The following is an 18,979-nucleotide window of genomic DNA, read 5'->3' as shown; positions in this document are numbered from 1 at the left end:
CGATTCCGTGGTCGGGGAAGGGAAGGACATGTCCGTCAAGTACCCGGTGTCGCAGCCGTACTTGGACGAAACCGAGCTGGCCAACGTGACCGAGGCCGTCACGAGCGGCTGGATCTCCTCGCAGGGCCCGTACGTGGCCCGGTTCGAGGAGGCGTTCGCGGCGTACAACGGGGTGGCGCACGGAGTGGCGTGCTCCTCCGGCACGACGGCGCTGACGCTGGCGTTGCGGGCCCTCGGGATCGGCCCCGGCGACGAGGTGATCGTCCCGGAGTTCACGATGATCGCGTCCGCGTGGGCGGTGACGTACACGGGCGCGACGCCGGTGTTCGTCGACTGCGGGGACGACCTCAACATCGACGTGTCGCTCATCGAAGCGAAGATCACCCCGCGCACCAAGGCGATCATGCCGGTGCACGTCTACGGCCGCCGGTGCGACATGACCGCGATCATGGAGCTGGCGTACGAGTACAACCTGCGCGTGGTGGAGGATTCCGCGGAGGCGCACGGCGTGCGCCCGGTCGGGGACATCGCCTGCTTTTCGCTGTTCGCCAACAAGATCATCGCTTCGGGCGAGGGCGGCATCTGCCTCACGTCGGACCCGCGGCTGGCCGAGCAGATGAAGCACCTGCGGGGCATGGCGTTCAACCGCGACCACACGTTCCTGCACAAGAAGATCGGCTACAACTTCCGGATGACCAACCTCCAGGCGGCGGTGGCCGTCGCCCAGGTGGGGAAGCTGGATTCGATCCTGGCGCTGCGGGCGTCGATCGAGGAGCGCTACGACGCCCGGCTGCGGGACGTCCCCGGCGTGACGCTGATGCCGCGCCGCGACGTGCTGTGGATGTACGACCTGCTGTGCGAGCGCCGGGAAGAGCTGCGGGAGTTCCTCGCTTCCGAGGGGGTCGAGACCCGGGTGTTCTTCAAGCCGATGAGCCGGCAGCCGATGTACCTGGACCCGGTGTGGCCATCGCTGCGCGCGAACCGGTTCGCCGAAGAGGGGCTGTACCTGCCGACGTACACGTCGTTGACGGAGGCCGATCAGGAGTACATCACCGACCGGGTGCGGAAGTTCTACGGTTGCTGATCGCGCGCTGAACGAGGAAAGGCCCGCAGCCACCCCGGCTGCGGGCCTTTCCACGTCAGGGCTTCGGCACCTTGCTGCTCAAGTACGTCAGCACCGCCAGCACCCGCCGGTTGTCGTCTTCGTGCTGGGTCAGGTCCAGCTTCGTGAAGATGCTCGCCGTGTGCTTGCCCACGGCGGCTTCGCTGATCACCATCCGCTGGGCGATCGCCGCGTTCGAGCGGCCCTCCGCCATCAGCTCCAGCACCTGGCGCTCCCGCGGCGTCAAGGCGTCCAGCGGGTCCCGGCGCGAGCGGCTCGCCAGCAGCTTGGAGATGACCTCGGGGTCCATCGCCGTCCCGCCGGCCGCGACCATGCGCAGGGCGTCCACGAACTGGTCGGCGTTGAGCACCCGGTCCTTCAGCAGGTACCCGATCGCCCCCGTGCCGTCCGCCAGCAGCTCGCGGGCGTACGTCTGCTCGACGTGCTGGGAGAGCACCAGCACGGGCATCCCCGGGCGCCGCTTGCGCGCCTCCAGGGCCGCGCGGATGCCCTCGTCGCTGAACTTGGGGGGCAGCCGGACGTCGACCACCGCGATGTCCGGGGTGTGGTCCTCGATGGCCTTCAGCAGCTCGGTCGCGTTGCCGACCGCGGCCACGACGGTGAACCCCTTCGCCTCGAGCAGCCGGGTCATGCCGTCTCGAAGCAGGTAGAGATCCTCCGCGAGGACAACGCGCACGAACCGCTCCTGGGTTTCCGGGCCGGGCGGGGCCGGGGCTGGGTGGTCCAACCGTACCGTCGCCGCACCCGCCCGGTTACCCCGCGTCAGTCCAGCGCGCGCTTCAGGAAACCGCGGATCCCGAAGATCCCGAAGAGCACCGTCGCCGCCACCATGACCACCAGGGAGATCCACAGCGGGATCGACTGGACCTGGGTCGGCATCACCAGCCGGCGCAGGGCCTCCGACACGTACGTCAGGGGATTGGCCGCGCAGATCACCTGGAACCACCGCAAACCGGACAGGCTGAGCCACGGGAACTGGCCGGACCCGGTGAAGATCAGCGGGACCAGCAGGATCGTGAACACCAGGTTGATGTGCCGCGGCGGGACGATCGTGCCGAGCACCATGCCCACCGCCGCGCCGGCCAGCGAACCCAGTGCCACGACCCCGGCCACGCCGGGCAGGGCCGCGACGTCCCAGCGGACGCCGTCGAGGATGAGCAGGCCGATCGGGATCATCACCAGGCCGGCGATGATGCCGCGGATCGCGCCGAACAGCATCTTCTCCACCGCCACCAGGCGGATCGACAGCGGCGCCAGCAGCCTGTCCTCGATCTCCCTGGTCACCGAGAAGTCCAGCACCAGCGGGAGCGCGGTGTTCTGCAGCGCCCCGGTGAACGCGTTCATCGCGACCATGCCGGGCAGCAGGATCTGCGCGTACCCGGCGCCCGCGTACCCGATCTGCGAGAGCACCTTGCCGAAGATGAACAGCAGGAACAGCGGCTGGATCAGCATCTGCGCCAGGAAGGGCAGCAGCTCGCGCCCGGTGACGAAGAAGTCGCGGCCGAGCACGGCGAAGAACGCGCGGGCCTGGCCGGGGCTGCCGGCCTGGCCGGTCCCGGTGCCGATCCCGGGCTGCGGGGTGAGCGTCGTGGCGGTCATCGGAGGTCCCGTCCGGTGATGGAGATGAACACGTCTTCGAGGGTGGGCTTGCCGAACGAAATCCCGGTGACCTCGCACCGCTCGCGGCCCAGCACGGCCAGCACGCCGGGCAGCAGCGACGCCGGTTCCGCTTCGGTGTAGAGGCGGAACTGGACGGCGCTCTCGTCGGCCGCGGCCCGGCCGGTCGCGGCGAGCCGCTCGACCCGGACGACGGCGGGCACCAGCTCCAGCTCCTTGCCGACGGCTTCGGCGGGCGCGTCGGCCAGCGTGACGCCCACGGTGAGCGTCGTGTTGCCCGGCAGCGACCGGGTCAGCGCTTCGGTCGTGTCGAGGGCCAGCAGCTTGCCGTGGTCGACGATGCCGACCCGGTCGCACAGCTTGGCCGCCTCGTCCATGTCGTGCGTGGTGACGACGACGGTGACGCCCTCGGCCGTCAGCTCGGCGACGCGCTCGTGCACGAACAGCCGCGACTGCGGGTCCAGCCCGGTCGCCGGCTCGTCGAGGAACATCACCTTCGGCTTGTGCATCAGGGCCCGGGCGATCATCACGCGCTGGGCCTGGCCGCCGGACATCTCGTCCACCCTGGCCTTCGCCCGCGGGCCGAGGCCCATCCACTCGATCAGCTCGTCGGCCCGGCGGTGCCGCTGCGCCCGCCCCATGCCGTGGTAAGCGGCGTGGAACAGCAGGTTCTGCCGCACCGTCAGCGACTGGTCGAGGTTGTTGCGCTGGGGCACCACGGCCAGCACCTGGCGGGCCGCGGTCGCGTCCTTGACGACGTCGATGCCGGCCACCTCGGCCCGCCCGGACGTCGGCAGCGCGCGCGTGGTCAGCATGCTGACCGTCGTCGTCTTGCCCGCGCCGTTGGGGCCCAGCAGGCCGAAGACCTCGCCCGCGGCGATCGTGAAGCCGAGGCCGTCGACCGCAGGCCGTTCTGCTTTCGGGTACCTCTTCACGAGGTCCCGCACCACCACAGCGTCCTGCACGCTGGTCCTCCAGGAAATCACCGGGCGCGCGGCCCGGGAGGGATCGGAAAGTGCGCATACGGGTGTGGGGAAGGGCCGTGGTGCTGGGGGACAACCTCGGCCCTTCCCCACAGGCGGCTGGTTCGAGGAACCAGCGAGCCGGAAAGCGCGCCCGGGCCGCGGGGGCCCGGGCGCGAAGTCGTCAGGAGACGCGCTTGAGGTGCCGCTCGAGCTCGTCGGCCGCGCGGACGGCGCCGCCGGCCGCGCGCACCTTCGCGCCCATCGCCGCGACCGCGGACCGGATCCGCTCGTCGCCCGCGGTGGTCTGCACCGCTTCGCGCAGCAGCTCCGGAGTGGGCTCCTGGCCGGCCAGGCTGGTGCCCAGGCCGAGCTCGGCGACGCGCTGGGCCACCGCGGCCTGCTCGACGCTCTGCGGCAGCGACACCATCGGCGTGTCGAAGTACAGCGCCTCCATCGTCCCGCCCATGCCGGAGTGGGTGATGAAGGCCGAAGCGTGCTTCAGCACCGCCAGCTGCGGCACCGCGGCGTGCGCCTCGACGTTCGGCGGCAGCTCCCCGAGCTCCGCCTGGTCGAGCGTGCCGACCGACAGCACCACGTGCCAGTCCTCGCCCGTGAACGCCGCCACGACGGCCCGGAAGAAGTCCGGGCGGTCGTTGAACGCCGTGCCGAGCGAAACCAGCAGCACTGGCTTGCCGTCCGACGGCGGCTGCCAGTCGCCCTGGAACGTCCGGTCGCCCAGGCACGGGCCGATGAACGCGAAGTGGTCGTCGAACGTTTCACCGTGGTACTGGAACTCCTTCGCCACGAACGCGAGCGCGAACTCCTCGTGGCCGATGGCGAAGTCGGCGGGGGTGATCTCCGGGACGCCGTGCGCCGCGGTCAGTTCCGCGATCTTCTCGCGGAAGGCCACGCGGGCCGGGTGCTCCTCGCTGAAACCGTTTTCTTCCCCGAGGAACTTCGCCAGCGACCACTCGTCGTTGTAGGCGAAGGACGGGAACAGCTCCACCGCGGGCACGCCCCACTTCGCGGCGAGCACCCGCCCGGTCGCGTAGACCGTGCGGTCGTACAGGATCAGGTCCGGCACGTCGTCGGCGAAGGCCGCTTCGAACACCGGGATGGTCGCGGTGCTCTCCATGACCAGCACCAGCGGCAGCCAGGCGGCGAAGTCGGCGGGCGGGTCCTCGGTGCGCGGCTTCGGCGTCAGGGACGACTCGTAGCGCAGGACCCGTGCTCCCGTCGGTGCCACGAGGTCGGCGAACTGGTCCGTGGTGGCGAAAGTGACGCGGTGACCGCGGCGGACCAGCTCGGCGGCCACGTCCAGCGTCGGCATGACGTGCCCGTACGCGGGGATGTTCAGCAGCGCGATGTGTGCCATGGGAAAGCTCCTCGGAGTGCGGTGGTCGGCCGGGGGCCCTCAGGCACGCAGGTCGTGCTTGCGGGTGTAGTAGGCCATGAAGCCGATGAGCCCGCCGAGGACCACGATCCACTGCACGGTCGTCACCAGGTTGATGTCGTCGAGCGGCAGGGAGTAGGCGAGCACGACGCGGACGACCGCGTCGACGATCATGCCGACACCGAAGACCACCGTCAGCAGGCGCAGGCCGTGACGCATCTTGGGCTCGGTGTCCCAGCGGCGCTCCCAGACCTCGGCGCCGGCGCCACCCCGCTTGGTGCGGGCGATGCTGACCCCGGCGTGCAGGAAGAACGGCTTTTCGAAGAACAGCGTGATCAGCATCCAGACGCCGAACATGGCCGTGAGCCAGCCGTCCTTGGCGAAGAAGAACCGGGCGTCGCCGGAAATCAGGGAAACCGCGGTGCCGATGACCATCATCGTCACCATGAAGAGGCCGAGCCCGTCGATCTTGCGGTACCGGGCGAAGACGTACACGGTGCGGACGACGGGGACGATGCCACCGATGATCGCGGCGGTCAACAGCGGGACGCCGTTCTGGCGCAGGATGTAGTAGACGGCGAGGGGGACGATCAGGTCGAATGCGGCGGAAGCGAACAGCGCCAGCCGCGGGTTCCGGGGTTCCGCGTGGGACTGCGTGCCCGCTTGGGTGCGCTGGATGCCGGCTTCGTTCATTGCTGCTCCTGGGTCATCGCGAGTTCGGTCGCGTTTCCGGTGCCATTCGCTTGCGTCGTGGCGCCGCTTGCGTTGACAACGGTAGTGTCGCGGTGCTGGTCGGCGTGAGCCTGTTAGACCGAACATAGGGGTATGGCTGGCTATACCCCTATGTGTGGCCTAAGCCGATTGTCTCCCCCCTCGGGGCGCCGCAGACTGGGACGACCTCGAGTGCGAGCGGACCCGATCGGGCCGCCCGGAGGGGATGGGGGACGCGATGAGCCGACCAGGAACACTCTCCCGTGGAGAGTATGATCTGCCGATGTCGTCGATTCCCCAGCGGAGCGCATCGGCCGTCCGGCGCGGCTTCGCCGGAATGGCACGACTGGTCGTTCTCGTGCTGTTCGCGGCCGCGCAGGTGTGCGTTCTCACGCTGCCCGCGGCGATCTGGCTGCCGGAATACGTCGCGGCCGCGGGGCTGACCGTGCTGGTCGCCATTCCCGCGTGCCGGGTGCTGCCCGTCCTTTCCCGGAAAAGCGCGCCGTCGCTCTACGGCCGCGCGATCGAATCGCCTTACCTCCCGTTGCCGGTGCTGGAACGCACCGAAAACGGGTGGTACTGGAACGGCTACGACTTCCACCGGTCCCGCTGGGTCTCCCTGGCCCAGCGCCGCGGCCGCTGGTTCTTCACCGACCCGGCGACCTGGCGCGACCTGTGCTGGCTGGTGGTCAACCCGCTGACCGGCGGCGTGGTGGCGGCCCTGCCGGTCGCGCTCGCCGCGTTCGGGGCGTTCCTGCTGGTCTCGCCGCTGACCGCGCCGCACCTGGCGACCGGCGAGTGGTACTTCCCGCTGCCCATGGACACGCCGGCCGGGGTCGCCGGGACCGCCGTCGCGGGGCTCGCGCTGCTGGTGCTGGGCCTGGTGGCCGCGCCCGGCGCGGTCAGCCTGCACGAGGCCTGGACGCGGTGGCTGCTGGCGCCCGACGAGCGCACGCTGCTGGCGCGGCGGGTGGAGCGGCTCTTCGCGACGCGGGCCGCGGCCATCGACGCGCAGGCCGCGGAGCTGCGGCGGATCGAGCGCGACCTGCACGACGGCGCCCAGGCGCGGCTGATCGCGATCGGCATGTCGCTCAGCACCGCCGAGATGCTGCTCGACACCGACCTCGACGAGGTCCGGCGGCAGCTGGCGGGTGCGCGTGACCTGTCCGCGGCCGCGCTGCGGGAGCTGCGGGGGCTGGTGCACGGCATCCAGCCGCCGATGCTCGCCGACCGCGGCCTCGGCGCCGCCCTCGAGGACCTCACGATGGACGCGCCGGTGCCCACCGACGTCGAGGTCGGCCTGATCGGCAGGCCGGACGCGGCACTGGAGTCGGCGGTCTACTTCTCCGTGGCCGAACTGCTGGCCAACGCGGCCAAGCACGCGGCCGCCAAGCGGGTGCGGGTCAGCGTCACCCACCGGCCGGGCGTCCTGCGGGTCGTCGTCGCCGACGACGGCAAGGGCGGCGCCGACTTCAGCCGCGGCAGCGGGCTCGTCGGGGTCCAGCGGCGGGTCGCGGCGTTCGACGGCGTCGTGGAAATCGACAGCCCGGCGGGCGGCCCGACCGAAATCACCATCCTCATTCCGTGCGTCCTGCCATCAGCCGAACAGTAAACTGATATCGGGGGATCGAAATGCGTCGTGGGATCGTGGTGTGCCTGTTCGCTCTCGTCACTTCTTTTTCGGTGGCCGGGTGCGACCATTTGATCGATCTGGGCTGTGCGGATCGGTCGTGCCATTTCAACCTCGTCAGCGGTGGCAAGGTCGACCTCGGCGGGCAGGAACTGGAAGTGCAGAAGGTCGACAACAATTCCGTGACCTTCCTGTCGAACGGGATCAGCGTCTCGCTGTTCCAGGGGGTCGACATCAATTTCCTCGGGTACCACCTGCACCTCGGGGAGATCCGCGGCGGCGAAGCCAGCTTGGACGTCACCCGGAATTAGCCGGGAGTTCGTCTCGCGGCCGCTCTGAACCGGTGAAGGCCCTGGTCAAGACAGGGGTTACGGTCCGTGCTGTAGTCACCTAGGTTGGTCGTCAATTGGACCAACATGCGGTGGGGGCGACCCTTTCGCGGGTTTCTGGGGTGACTATGCGTAATGATCTTCTTCGTGCGCGACCACGGTTGCGCACGGCGGCGGTCGTCCTGGCCGGCGTACTCCTGACGTCCGGTCTGGCGGCGGCCGGCGCCGCGGCCGATCCGGCCGCGAAGTTCTCGCCGAGGGTGCGGAGCCTCGTCGGCGAGCTGACCCTCGACGAGAAGCTTTCCCTGGTGCACGGCGGCACGGACCCGAACAGCGTCGGCGAAGCGGGTTACGTGCCCGGTGTGCCGCGCCTCGGCATCCCGTCGCTGCGGCTGGCGGACGGCTCCGCCGGGGTGCGCGTCGACAAGCCGTCGGTCGTCATGCCGGCGCCGGTTTCGCTCGCGTCCAGCTTCGACGAGTCGCTCGCCACCCGCTACGGCGCCGGCGTCGGCCGCGAAGCCCGGGCGCTGGGCACCGACGTGCTGCTGTCGCCGATGGTGAACACCATCCGGATCCCGTACGGCGGGCGCAACTTCGAGACCTTCAGCGAGGACCCGCTGCTGACGTCGCGGATCGCCGCGGCGGAGGTCAAGGGCATCGCGGGCCAGGGCACCATCCCGGTGGTCAAGCACCTCGCCGGCAACAACCAGGAGAACGACCGGCAGACGATCAACGTCCAGATGGACGACCAGACGCTGCACGAGGTCGAGCTGCCCGGGTTCGAGGCGGCGGTGAAGGCCGGCGCCGGCGCGGTGATGTGCTCGTACAACAACCTCAACGGGCCGTCCGCGTGCGCGAACGGCGACCTGCTGACCGGGATCCTGCGGGAGCAGCTGGCGTTCAAGGGCTGGGTGATGTCGGACTGGCGGATGTCGCTGACGCCCGAGTCCCTGCCCAAGGGCCTCGACCAGGAGATGCCGGACGGCACGTACTTCGGCGACCAGCTCAAGACCGCGATCGGCGAAGGCAAGATCCCGCAGTCCGCTTTGGACACCGCGGTCGCGCGCATCCTCGGCCAGCTGGACCGGTTCCACCTGCTCGACAACCCGGCGCGCCCGGCGCGTGACCTGTCCGGCCTGACGGCGACCGCGCAGGACGTCGCCCAGGCCGGCGCGGTCCTGCTGCGCAACGAAAAGGCGGCGCTGCCGCTGAGCACCGCGAAGTCGGGCAAGGTCGCGGTGATCGGTTACAACGCGAAGACGCCGAAGCTCAACGGCGGCGGCAGCTCCCACGTGCTCCCGTCGGCCACGCCGGCCACCCCGCTGGACGTCATCAAGAAGCGCGCGGGCAGCACCACGACCTACACCACGGGCTACGACCCGGCGGGCGAGGTCGTCCCGGCGAACGCGCTGTCCCCGGCCTACACCCAGGGCGGCGGGCTGCCTGCCGGCTCGGAAGGCGTGTTCTACAACGGCACGATCACCGCGCCGGTCGAGGGCGACTACAGCATCCAGCTGCAGGCCACCGGCGGTGGCGGCTTCCTCCAGGTGGACGGCGCCGCGAGCGGCCTGTTCGGCGACTCCATCGCGACCGGCTACACCGGCATCACCGTGCACCTGACCGCGGGCCAGCACTCGCTGCTGCTCTACGGCTTTGCGGACTTCGTCAAGCCGCTGCAGGTGAACCTGCACTGGCTCACCCCGGTCGCGGCCACGGCCAAGATCGCCGAGGCGGTGGCGGCGGCCAAGCTGGCCACGACGCCGATCGTGTTCGCCTACGACGACAGCTCCGAGGGCCTCGACCGCCCGGACCTGTCGCTGCCGGGCTACCAGGACGAGCTGATCGACGCGGTCGCCACGGCCAACCCGCGCACGGTGGTCGTCCTCAACACGGCGTCCGCGGTGAAGATGCCGTGGCTGGCGAAGACGGCCGCGGTGCTGGAGATGTGGTACCCGGGCCAGAAGGGCGCGGAAGCGACGACGGCGCTGCTGTACGGCGACGCCAACCCGCAGGGCAAGCTGACCCAGACGTTCCCGGTGGACGAGGCCCACACGCTCGTCAGCGGCGAAGCCGGCCTGTACCCGGGCCAGGACGGCCAGGTGAAGTACACGGAGGGCGTCGACGTCGGCTACCGCTGGTACGCGGACAAGAAGGTGACCCCGCTCTTCCCGTTCGGCTACGGCCTTTCGTACACGTCGTTCGCCTACAGCGGCCTGACGGCCACGAACGCGTCGGACGGTGGTCTGGACGTGAAGGTGACGGTGCGGAACACGGGAACCCGGACGGGAACCGAGGTGGCCCAGGTGTTCCTCGGCCCGAGCCCGCAGGTGACGGCCCCGCAGGCCCCGACGGCGCTGGGTGGCTACGCGAAGGTGACGTTGACGGCGGGCGCGTACCGGACGTTGACGATCCACGTGGACCCGCGCCAGCTGAGCTACTGGGACTCGGCGGCGAAGGCGTGGAAGCGGGGAGGCGGGACGCGGTCGGTGAAGGCGGGTTCGTCTTCGGCGTCGCTGCCGCTGGGCACGCAGGTCGCGGTGAACTGACGCTGATCGGACGGCCGGTGCTCCCGAACAGGGGCACCGGCCGTTTCGTGTGCGCGCAGGTTGTCGTGAGAGTTCAAGAGCTGTCCTGTAAGTCATCGGAGCCAGAGCACGATGGCGGCGATGGTGAGTTCAGCCTGGTAGCAGGCGGCGCGTTTGGCGTAGCGGGGGCCAGGTCACGGAACTGCTCGAGTCGGTTGAAGCACCGTTCGACCACTTGTCCGTCAACTCACCGCGACCAGCCACCGGGCACAACTACCAGAGCCCGGCTCAACCACTTACAGGACACGCCCTCAGGAGGGTTCCAACCCTCCTGAACACTCACGACAACCTGCACGGCGACCGGGCCCACGCACACGGACGGCCGGCACCCTGGTTCGGGTGCCGGCCGTCCGGAAAAGGATCGTCAGCCGTTCGTCACCGGTAGGTGGCGGAGGCCTCGGATGATCGCCGAGCGCCGGCGGTCGGCCGGGCCCGTCTGACGCAGGTTCGGCAAGCGCGTTGCCAGGACCCGGAACGCCACGTCCGCCTCCAGCCGCGCCAGCGGCGCGCCCAGGCAGTAGTGGGAGCCGCCCGAGAAGGACAAGTTGTCCGGGGTGGTCGGGCGGGTGATGTCGAAAACGTCGGGACGAGACCACACGGCGGGGTCGCGGTTGCAGCCCGCCGTCAGGATCACCACCGCCGTGTCGGCCGGGATCACCGTGTCCCCGACCTCCACGTCCACTGTGGACACGCGGCTGGACTGCTGGACCGGGGCCTCGAACCGCAGGGACTCCTGCGCCGCCTGCGGGGCCAGGTCCGGGTCGGCCACCAGCTTGTCCCACTGGGCCCGCTGTTCCAGCATCGTCTTGACGCCGATGCCGATCAGGTTGACCGTCGACTCCGCGCCCGCCAGCGTCAGCAGCTGGCACATCGACACCAGCTCGTGCGTCGTGAGCCGGTCCTCGGCGCGGGCCGTGAGGAGCTTGCTGACCGCGTCGTCGCCCGGGTGGGCCAGGCGCATCTCCATCAGCTCGGTGAACAGCGCGTCCAGCTCGTCCAGCGACCGCTGCACGCCCGCGATGTGCTCCGCCGACGTGATCTCGTCGAAGATCGTGCCGAACTTCGGGCCGTGCTCCAGGTACCTGCTCAGGAACGGCTCGGGGATGTCGAAGATGGTCGCGACGACCGTGACCGGGATGAGGTCGGCGAACGTCGCCATCAGGTCGAACTCCCGGCTCGTGTCGACCCGGTCGAGCAGCTCGTGGCAGATCGCCGTCAGCTTGTCGCGGAACCCGAGGATCGCCTTGGGGCTCAGGAACGGCGTGGCCAGCTTGCGCAGCCGCGCGTGGTCGGCGCCGTCGGCCCCGAGCATCGAGTTGTCGAACGACGTGATGACCGGGCTGATCGGCTTGCCGTCGGACTTGAGCACGCCGAACCGCCGGTCGCGCAGCACCTTCGTGGCCGTCGCGTGGTCGACCGTCGTCCACGCGCCGAGCTCGCTGCGGTGCAGCGGGCCCTTCGCGCGGATCTTTTCGTAGAGCGGGTAGGGATCCTCCGGGCCGCGCAGCAGCAGCGCCAGGGGATCGCCGAGTTCGCCGAGGGTCCACAGCACCCGCATCTGGGTGGTCATGTCCTCGGCCGTCTGGACCGGCATCGCTTTCCTCCTACGCCTTTCCGGCGGTGATCAGCCCGGCGACACCGCGCACGGTCGGGGCTTCGAACACCTGGGAGATCCGCAGCTTGACGCCGAGGTCCCGGCTGATCCGGGAGCACAGCTGGGCGGCGGACAGCGAGTTGCCGCCCTGCCGGAAGAACGAGACGTCGCTGGCGATCGAGGGCACGCCGATGATCTCGCGCAGGAAGCCCGCCACCGCGGCTTCGGTGTCCGAAAGGGACTCGGCCACCGGGGCGGCCGAGGCGATCCGGCGGCTCGCCGCCAGCTCGGCCAGCGCCCGCCGGTCCAGCTTCCGGTCCTCCAGCACGGGCAGCCGCTCCAGGCGCTGCACCAGAGCCGGCACCAGATAGCCGGGCAGCCGCTCGGCCAGCCGGGTGCGCAGTTCTTCCTCACCCGGGGCTTCGCCGGAACCGGCGTAGAACAGGCACAGGTCCTCGTACGCGCCGTCGGCCCCGGTCACCGGCACGACCGCGCACGCGCCGACACCCGGTACGCGCCCGGCGTTGTGCTCGACGTCGTCGAGTTCGATGCGGTGGCCGCGGATCTTGACCTGGCGGTCCGCGCGGCCTTCGAAGTGCAGCAGCCCGCCGGCGGTCCAGCGCCCGAGGTCACCGGTGCGGTAGACGCGTTCCGGGCCGGACGGCAGGGCGAGCTCGACGAACTTGCGCGCGGTCAGCGAAGGGTCCTCGAAGTACCCGAGCGCCAGCCCCTTGCCACCCAGGCAGATCTCGCCGCTCTCGCCGACGTCGCACAACCGGTCGCCGTCGAGGATGTACGCCTGGGTGTTGGGGAACGGCAGGCCGAGCGGGACCGAATCCGGCGAGGTGCAGTCCTCGGGCCGGACGCGGTGGCAGGTGGCCGCCACGCTCGACTCGACCGGGCCGTACATGTTGTACAGCGGGATGTCCGGGTACGCCTCGAGGAACCGGGCCGCGTGCCGGGCCGAGAGCTTCTCGCCGCCGGTGCCGACGGCCCGCAGGCCGGCGAACGCGTCGAGGTCGTTGTCGACCATGCTGTGGAACACCGCGGTGGGCGGGAAGATCGTGGTGACGCCGTGGATCGCGACCAGGTCACGCAGTTTTGTCGCCAGCTCGAGGGTGTCCTCCAGCAGTACCAGGGTGCCGCCGTTGAACAGCACGCCCCACGAGTCGAGGCCGAAGGCGTCCCACGTCGCCGCGAGCGCCTGCGGCATCACCGCGCCGGAGTCCAGCGGCGTGAACAGCCAGTCGTCGAAGAGCCGCACGTTGCCGCGGTGCGCGGTCACCACGCCCTTCGGCGTCCCGGTGGTCCCGGAGGTGAAGAACACGGCGCACGCGTCGTCCGCGCCGACGTCGACCGCGGCCGGGCGGGCGCCGAGGATCGGTTGCGCCGGCGGTGACCACATCGACGGCCACCGGGCCCCGCGCTCGGCGGCCACCACCGGGCCGCCGAGGTGCTCGATCAGCTCCGCGAGCCGGGTCCGCGGCCAGCGCAGGTCCAGGGCCGCGTAGGCGGCACCGCACTTGAGCACGGCCAGCAGCGTCGCGAACAGCTCGGGGGAGCGGGGCAGCAGCACCGGCACGATCGAGCCGCGCCCGACCCCGCGCGCCTGCAGCTCGGCCGCGTACGCGTCGGCGGTCTCCGCCAGCTCCCGGTAGGTGATGTCGCGGCCCCGGTGGTGCAGCGCGGTGCGGGCCGGCCAGCGGTCCGCGCACCACTCGAACAGGCCGTGCATGGTCTCGGCCCGCTCGAACGGGCGGGGCGCCGGGTTGAAGGACGTCGTCATCGGGTGCTCCCGCGTTCGGTGATCAGCTCCGCCAGCGCGGCCGGCGTCGGGTGGGAGAAGGCGGCGGACAGCTTCAGCCGGACCCCGGTCTTCTTCTGGATCGACTGGACGAGCTGGGCGGCGAGCAGCGAGTGCCCGCCACTGGCGAAGAAGTTCGTGTCCTCGGTGACGTCGTTGCGCTTGAGCAGGGTCGCGAACATCGCCATGACGGCGGCCGTCGTGGCGTCCGGGACGACCTCGGCGGGCACTTCGGCCGGCGGCCCGGCGGTGGCGGCCAGTTCGGCGACCGCCGCCCGGTCCACCTCGTGCCCGGCGGTCTCGGGCAGCGCGTCGACCCGCAGGTACCAGGCCGGGCGTGCCCGCGGCGGCAGCGCCGTCTCGGCGTGCCGCGCCAGGTCGGCGGCCAGCTGCGGCTTGTCCGGCGCGTGCACCACGGCGACCAGCTCGGTCCCCTCGTCGGTGACCCGGGCGGTGACGGCCGCCGCGACGACGTCGGTGTACGCGGTCAGCGCGTCCTCCACCGTCGCCAGGTCGACGCGGGTGCCGCCGAGGAACAGCTGGCGCTCGCGCGGGCCGTGGACGTGCAGGGACCCGTCGGTGCGCCAGTGCGCGAGCACGCCGGTGGCGGTCCCGGCCAGCCGGAGCTCCCCGCGCACGCCCAGCGGCAGCCGCCGCCCGTCCGGGGCGACGACGTCGGCTTCGAGGCCCGCGACCGGCATGCCGTCGCCGAGCACCCAGCGTCCGGCGCCGGAGAACACGGTGTGGACGTCGGCTTCCAGCGCGCGCAGCGTGCGGACGAGCGGGGCGGGCGCGGGTTCGGCGCCGATCAGCGCGGTCCGGCCGCCGGCGGCTTCGCCGAGGTGCTCGACCACGCGGGACCAGACGGCGGGGGTGGCGTGCACGACGCCGGCGTCGTGGCGGGTGAGCAGGCCGGCGAGCAGCCGGCCGTCGGTGCGGGCCGCGTCGGGCGCCACGACCAGCGGGGCGCCGGTGGTCAGGGCCAGCAGCAGTTCGGCGACGGCGGCACCGGTGGCCGGGGAGGTCAGCCACAGCACCGGGCGCCCCGGCGGCACGAGCGCGGCGCTGTGCCGGGCGGCCGCGGCGAGTTCGCGGTGGGTCACGCCGATCAGTGCCGCGCTGTCCGGGGACACGGCCCCGGCGTCCGGCTCGACGGCGACGGTGACCGCGTACGAGATCGGCCGCCACGGGATCGAGGCGTGCGGCGCGGTTTCCGCCGCGCCCAGCACCAGCTTCGCGCCCGACACGACCTCGAGGACGTCGGCCTGGCCCGGGTCGGCCGTGGTCACGGTGGCGCCGGCCAGCCAGCCGCCGAGCACCGCGGCCGCGAGTTCGCGCCCGCGCGGGGCGACCACGGCGACCAGGTCGCCCGGCGCTGTCCCGGCGTCGGCCAGCAGGGTCGTGACGGCCGAAGCGGCCCGCCAGAGTTCGCGGTAGGACGTGGTGCCGTCGTCGGTGACGAGGGCGGGCGCGCCGGGGTTTTCCCCGGCGGTGCGGGCGATCGCGGTGAGCACGGTGTCCGGCGACGCCGGTTTCGCGGGCGCGTCCAGCACCCGGCGGTCGGTGGCGCCCCACGAGTCCAGCTCGCCCAGCGGCCGGTCCGGCGCACCCGCGGCCGCGACGAGCAGGGCGTCGTAGCGCTCCAGCAGCAGGCCGACGTCGTCGCCACCGAGTACTTCGGCGCCGTACACCGCCTTGACGCGGCTCTCGCCGGCCGAGGGCAGGATGACGAACTCGAGGTCGAACTTGCTGTGCCCCGGGTCGATTTCGGCGACTTCGGCGGGCGCGCCGCCGATGCTCGTGGCCGCCCGCCCGCCGAAGGGCAGGTAGTTGAACACGTGCCGGAACATCGTGGTGCGCCAGGAGGAATCGGCGCGCTCGACCTCGGGCAGCAGGACGTCCATCGGCACGTCCGCGTGCGCGATCGCCTCGAAGAACAGGTCGCGCACGCGGCGGCTGAACGTCCGGAACGTCTCGGCCGGGTCGATGCGCACGCGCAGCGGGACGATGTTGACGTGGTAGCCGATCGCGCGCTGGGCCTGCTGGCTGCGCACGTTCACCGGGAAGCCGACGGCGAGGTCGGGGCCGGCACCGTGGGCGTGCAGCAGCAGGTAGTAGGCGGCCAGCAGCAGGACGACGTCGGGGGCCTTGAGGTCCTTCTGCAGCGCGGTGACGACGTCCTTCGCTTCGGGCGAGAACGCGCGGACCAGCTGCTCGCCGCGCAGGGTCGGCTGGGCGCTTTCCTGGCCGCCGCACCACAGTTCGAGGCCGCTCGCGTCGAAGTCGCGCAGGTGCTCGCGCCAGAAGGCGAGGCTCGCCGGCTTCGGCTCGGACTCCGGCCACAGCGGGACGGGCTCGCTCGCGTCGGGGAGGTCCCCGGCGAGCACGGCGTCGTACGCGGCCGCCAGCTCCTCCAGGAAGATCGACATCGAGGTGCCGTCGAAGATCAGGTGGTGCACGGCCACGCCGACGGAGTCGTGCTCCGGGCCGTGGTAGAGGCCGACGCGCAGCAGCGGGGTGCCGTCGAGCGTGAACGGCCGCGTGATCAGCTCGCGCAGCCCGGCGTCGACGTCGGTGGTGTCCTCGCCCTCCAGGCGGAGCGGGAAGGACGGCAGCACCTCCTTCGTCAGCCGGGTGTCGTCGGCGTGGAAGACGGTCCGCAGCGCGTCGTACCGGCGCACCAGCCGCGTGACGGCTTCCTGCAGCACGGCCCGGTCGAGCCGGCCCGCCACCCGCAGCGCGACGCCCGGGACGTTGTTCACGCCTTCGCCGGGGACCAGCCGCTCCAGCAGCCAGAGGCCTTCTTCCTTGCGGGTCGCGGGGATCCGCGCGCCCTCAGTGGTCGGCATGTCCGGTCCCTTCGGGGAGGTCTTCGACGGTGGTGAAGGCGTGCGGGATCGCTTCGGCGGGCAGCCGCGCGGCGAGGTACGCGCGCAGCTCGGCGACGAACGTGCTCGTCTTGGCGGCCCGCGAAGGCGCGTTCGCGTAGGCGGTGAAGGGCAGCCCGGGCGTGGCGGCCGAGCCGGGCACGAGCACCGGCTCGCCGGCCCGGACGTAGACGACGTCGACCAGGCCCGGGCCCTCGGCGGACCAGGTCACCGCGGCCTGGTAGCCGCGGCGCTTGCCGATCTCGTGGAGGTCTTCGGGGTCCGGCGCGGTGACCGCGGCGGGGGTGCGGCCGGTGTCGAGCTTCGCCAGCTCGGCCAGCTCGCGCGCGACCCGGCCGTTCGGCACGCCGGTGATCCGCGCGGACGGCGGCCGGACGTCGCTGAGCAGCGCCTCCAGCGCGCCCGGGTCCCAGGCCGCGGTCAGCGCCGGCTCGACCGTCTCGGCGGGTTCCTTGCGCAGCACGGCGTCGTAGCGGTGCCGGCTGAGCTCGTTGTGGTGGTGGGCCCGCTTGAGCCGGACGTCCGCCGCCGCGATCCCGGGCAGCGTCGCGGCCAGCGCCGGGAAGAAGTCCGGGTCGACGAGCAGTTCCTTCTCTTCCAGCACGCTGTTCTCGACGATCTCGCGGGCCGACTCGGGCGCGGCGGCGAGCTCGTCGGCCAGCACCGCGGTCCGGAACGCCCGCAGCAGCCGCAGGTTCCGCACGTCGCCGACGAACACCGCGCCGCCGGGCGCGAGCAGCGCGGCCGCCTGCCGCAGCACGTCCGCGAGGTAGCCGATGTCCGGGAAGTACTGGATGACCGAGTTGATCACCACGGTGTCGAAGTGCTGGTCCGGCAGGCCGGAGAAGTCGTTGGCCTCGCGGTTGTGCAGCGTCACGTGGGCCAGTGCGGGGTCTTGGGCGACCTGGCCGGTGAGCGTCTCGACCACGGTGGCGGAGAAGTCCGTCGCCACGTACTCCTCGCACGACGGCGCGAGCTTGGCCATCAGCAGGCCGGTGCCGACGCCGATCTCCAGCACCCGGCGGGGCCGCAGCGACGTGATCCGCTCGACGGTCGCGTCCCGCCACTCCCGCATCTGCGCGAGCTCGATCGGCAGCCCGGTGTAGGTGCTGTGCCAGCCCACGAAGTTCTCCCCGAGCCCCCCGGACTCGGGGAGTTCGCCGTAGACCCATTCGTAGATCAGCTGCCACTCGTCGACGCGCTTGCGGTCGTCGCCGTCCTCGGCGACCGGGTCCCGCGGCACGACGTGGGCGACGAGCCGCCCGGTGCCGGGTTCGCGGGTCACGCGGGCGCGCGCGATCCCGGGGTGCCCGGCGAGCGCGGCTTCGGCTTGGCTTTCCGTGCCGGTGCCCAGACCGGTCGGTGACGTCGGCATCAGCTCTCCTGCTGGATTTCCGGAAGAAGGGGGGCGATCAGACGAGCAGGCCGCGGACGGCCTGCGCGACCTCCGGCTGGCTGAGCAGGCCGGAGTGGTCGATGTCGAAGCGGACTTCGCGCGCGCCGATCTCCAGCGCGCCGGGCAGTTCGGCCGAGCGGATCACGTCGACGCCGGCCAGGTCGGCGGGGACGGTCAGCTGCGAGGCCGCCACGAGGTAGGTCATGTAGCTGCTGAACCACGAGACCAGCTCCTCGGCGCGGTCGGCTTCCAGGCCGACGCGCTCGAAGGCGGTGCCGCCGACCTCGCGGTAGATGCGCACGAACTCCTTCGTGAGCGTCTCGAGGTCGTCGTGGGTCTGCTGCGCGGTCTCGCCGGCGGCGTGCGCGTCGCGGACCTCGTCGTCGGTGAGCACGGCCGCGAGGGCGTCCACCACGCGGAAGAAGCCGTAGTGGAGCACGGTGAACCCGGTCGCGGCGGTCGGGTCGAACAGCACGACCCGCGGCTTGTCCTGCCAGGTCGCGATCCGGTCGGCGATGGCCAGCGCGAACACGCTGGACGCGCAGTAGCCGAACACCGCCTTGACCTCGACGCCGCTGGCCCGCAGCTCGGTGGTCCACCGGTCGAGGTAGTCGTCGCCGTTCATGCCGGTTTCGTCGCCGACGGCGGGCGGCAGGCTCTCCCACACGCCGTAGGGCGTCTCGAGGTGGGTCGCGAGCTCGGCGAACCCCGCCTCCGGTCGCCCGGTGACCGTGAAATCAACCGTGATGATTACTTCCTTGTCGTCCGACTGCTCGTCGATCGGGTGCCATGAATGGAGTTCGGCCACGATTTCCCGCCCTGTCTTTAACTAGCGCAGTCCGGCAGAATAAAGATTTCCGCACGTTGAAGTTAGCAGCGGCCGATCGGGCCGGTAACCCCTAGCGCGCCCCTAAGCAAGAGGCTGGTGAGCAGCGGTTTCGGGG

The 18,979-nt window shown here is 71.4% G+C and carries 14 protein-coding genes; 4 read left to right on the top strand and 10 right to left on the bottom strand.

From position 1 onward, the window contains the following. Positions 1–28: 28 nt before the first annotated feature. Positions 29–1,084, top strand: coding sequence for a DegT/DnrJ/EryC1/StrS family aminotransferase (locus tag AB0B33_RS25415; RefSeq protein WP_247020450.1), 1,056 nt, complete (start codon positions 29–31; stop codon positions 1,082–1,084). 55 nt (positions 1,085–1,139) lie between these two features. Here the strand turns inward: AB0B33_RS25415 and AB0B33_RS25410 are convergent, their stop codons facing one another. From AB0B33_RS25410 to AB0B33_RS25390, 5 genes are all read right to left on the bottom strand, one after another. Beyond that, the gene (locus AB0B33_RS25410; protein WP_281506243.1) at positions 1,140–1,799 is read right to left on the bottom strand and encodes a response regulator transcription factor; all 660 of its coding nucleotides are present in this window, start codon (positions 1,797–1,799) and stop codon (positions 1,140–1,142) included. Positions 1,800–1,885: 86 nt separating this feature from the next. Next, positions 1,886–2,722, bottom strand: coding sequence for an ABC transporter permease (locus tag AB0B33_RS25405; RefSeq protein ID WP_360776240.1), 837 nt, complete (start codon positions 2,720–2,722; stop codon positions 1,886–1,888). Next, positions 2,719–3,705, bottom strand: coding sequence for an ABC transporter ATP-binding protein (locus tag AB0B33_RS25400; protein ID WP_247020454.1), 987 nt, complete (start codon positions 3,703–3,705; stop codon positions 2,719–2,721). The genes AB0B33_RS25405 and AB0B33_RS25400 overlap by 4 nt, the downstream gene beginning before the upstream one ends. A gap of 181 nt (positions 3,706–3,886) precedes the next feature. Continuing rightward, the gene (locus tag AB0B33_RS25395; RefSeq protein WP_360776236.1) at positions 3,887–5,080 is read right to left on the bottom strand and encodes a macrolide family glycosyltransferase; all 1,194 of its coding nucleotides are present in this window, start codon (positions 5,078–5,080) and stop codon (positions 3,887–3,889) included. A gap of 39 nt (positions 5,081–5,119) precedes the next feature. Further along, positions 5,120–5,791 carry a VC0807 family protein gene (locus AB0B33_RS25390; protein WP_360776233.1) on the bottom strand — a complete coding sequence of 224 codons (672 nt, stop codon included), beginning with the start codon at positions 5,789–5,791 and terminating at the stop codon, positions 5,120–5,122. Positions 5,792–6,092: 301 nt separating this feature from the next. Here AB0B33_RS25390 and AB0B33_RS25385 point away from each other — a divergent pair, with 301 nt between their 5' ends. From AB0B33_RS25385 to AB0B33_RS25375, 3 genes are all read left to right on the top strand, one after another. Next, the gene (locus tag AB0B33_RS25385; RefSeq protein WP_360776230.1) at positions 6,093–7,421 is read left to right on the top strand and encodes a histidine kinase; all 1,329 of its coding nucleotides are present in this window, start codon (positions 6,093–6,095) and stop codon (positions 7,419–7,421) included. Between the two features lie 20 nt (positions 7,422–7,441). Beyond that, positions 7,442–7,750 (top strand): hypothetical protein, encoded by a 309-nt coding sequence (locus AB0B33_RS25380; protein WP_247020460.1) that lies wholly within the window; start codon positions 7,442–7,444, stop codon positions 7,748–7,750. A gap of 179 nt (positions 7,751–7,929) precedes the next feature. Then, positions 7,930–10,314: a glycoside hydrolase family 3 C-terminal domain-containing protein gene (locus tag AB0B33_RS25375; protein ID WP_360776226.1), complete on the top strand. Its 2,385-nt coding sequence runs from the start codon at positions 7,930–7,932 to the stop codon at positions 10,312–10,314. A 403-nt stretch (positions 10,315–10,717) separates the two neighbouring features. Here the strand turns inward: AB0B33_RS25375 and AB0B33_RS25370 are convergent, their stop codons facing one another. The 5 genes from AB0B33_RS25370 to AB0B33_RS25350 are packed head-to-tail and all read right to left on the bottom strand — an operon-like array spanning position 10,718 to position 18,843. Continuing rightward, on the bottom strand, positions 10,718–11,947 hold the full coding sequence (locus AB0B33_RS25370) for a cytochrome P450 (protein WP_360776223.1): 1,230 nt from the start codon (positions 11,945–11,947) through the stop codon (positions 10,718–10,720). Positions 11,948–11,957: 10 nt separating this feature from the next. Beyond that, on the bottom strand, positions 11,958–13,733 hold the full coding sequence (locus tag AB0B33_RS25365; RefSeq protein ID WP_360776220.1) for a non-ribosomal peptide synthetase: 1,776 nt from the start codon (positions 13,731–13,733) through the stop codon (positions 11,958–11,960). Beyond that, positions 13,730–16,600: a condensation domain-containing protein gene (locus AB0B33_RS25360; RefSeq protein WP_360776217.1), complete on the bottom strand. Its 2,871-nt coding sequence runs from the start codon at positions 16,598–16,600 to the stop codon at positions 13,730–13,732. The genes AB0B33_RS25365 and AB0B33_RS25360 overlap by 4 nt, the downstream gene beginning before the upstream one ends. Next, a complete protein-coding gene (locus AB0B33_RS25355) occupies positions 16,587–18,014 on the bottom strand; it encodes a methyltransferase (protein ID WP_360776214.1) in 1,428 nt (475 codons plus the stop codon). Before AB0B33_RS25355 ends, AB0B33_RS25360 begins: the two co-directional genes overlap by 14 nt. Positions 18,015–18,051: 37 nt before the next feature. Then, positions 18,052–18,843, bottom strand: a complete 792-nt coding sequence (locus tag AB0B33_RS25350) for a hypothetical protein (protein WP_360776211.1) — start codon at positions 18,841–18,843, stop codon at positions 18,052–18,054. Between the last annotated feature and the right edge of the window lie 136 nt (positions 18,844–18,979).

This window comes from Amycolatopsis sp. NPDC049159 (genome assembly GCF_040648295.1).
Lineage (GTDB): Bacteria > Actinomycetota > Actinomycetes > Mycobacteriales > Pseudonocardiaceae > Amycolatopsis > Amycolatopsis pretoriensis_A.
Note: the sequence above shows the minus strand (reverse complement) of the source record. Positions and strands in the feature narration are given on the sequence as shown.

What these genes read in the sequence shown, in the direction of transcription:
- AB0B33_RS25415 (WP_247020450.1), top strand. Translation starts at nt 29, where the DNA reads ATGTCCGTCAAGTACCCGGTGTCGCAGCCGTACTTGGACGAAACCGAG.
- AB0B33_RS25405 (WP_360776240.1), bottom strand. Translation starts at nt 2,722, where the DNA reads ATGACCGCCACGACGCTCACCCCGCAGCCCGGGATCGGCACCGGGACC.
- AB0B33_RS25395 (WP_360776236.1), bottom strand. Translation starts at nt 5,080, where the DNA reads ATGGCACACATCGCGCTGCTGAACATCCCCGCGTACGGGCACGTCATG.
- AB0B33_RS25390 (WP_360776233.1), bottom strand. Translation starts at nt 5,791, where the DNA reads ATGAACGAAGCCGGCATCCAGCGCACCCAAGCGGGCACGCAGTCCCAC.
- AB0B33_RS25385 (WP_360776230.1), top strand. Translation starts at nt 6,093, where the DNA reads ATGTCGTCGATTCCCCAGCGGAGCGCATCGGCCGTCCGGCGCGGCTTC.
- AB0B33_RS25380 (WP_247020460.1), top strand. Translation starts at nt 7,442, where the DNA reads ATGCGTCGTGGGATCGTGGTGTGCCTGTTCGCTCTCGTCACTTCTTTT.
- AB0B33_RS25370 (WP_360776223.1), bottom strand. Translation starts at nt 11,947, where the DNA reads ATGCCGGTCCAGACGGCCGAGGACATGACCACCCAGATGCGGGTGCTG.
- AB0B33_RS25365 (WP_360776220.1), bottom strand. Translation starts at nt 13,733, where the DNA reads ATGACGACGTCCTTCAACCCGGCGCCCCGCCCGTTCGAGCGGGCCGAG.
- AB0B33_RS25360 (WP_360776217.1), bottom strand. Translation starts at nt 16,600, where the DNA reads ATGCCGACCACTGAGGGCGCGCGGATCCCCGCGACCCGCAAGGAAGAA.
- AB0B33_RS25355 (WP_360776214.1), bottom strand. Translation starts at nt 18,014, where the DNA reads ATGCCGACGTCACCGACCGGTCTGGGCACCGGCACGGAAAGCCAAGCC.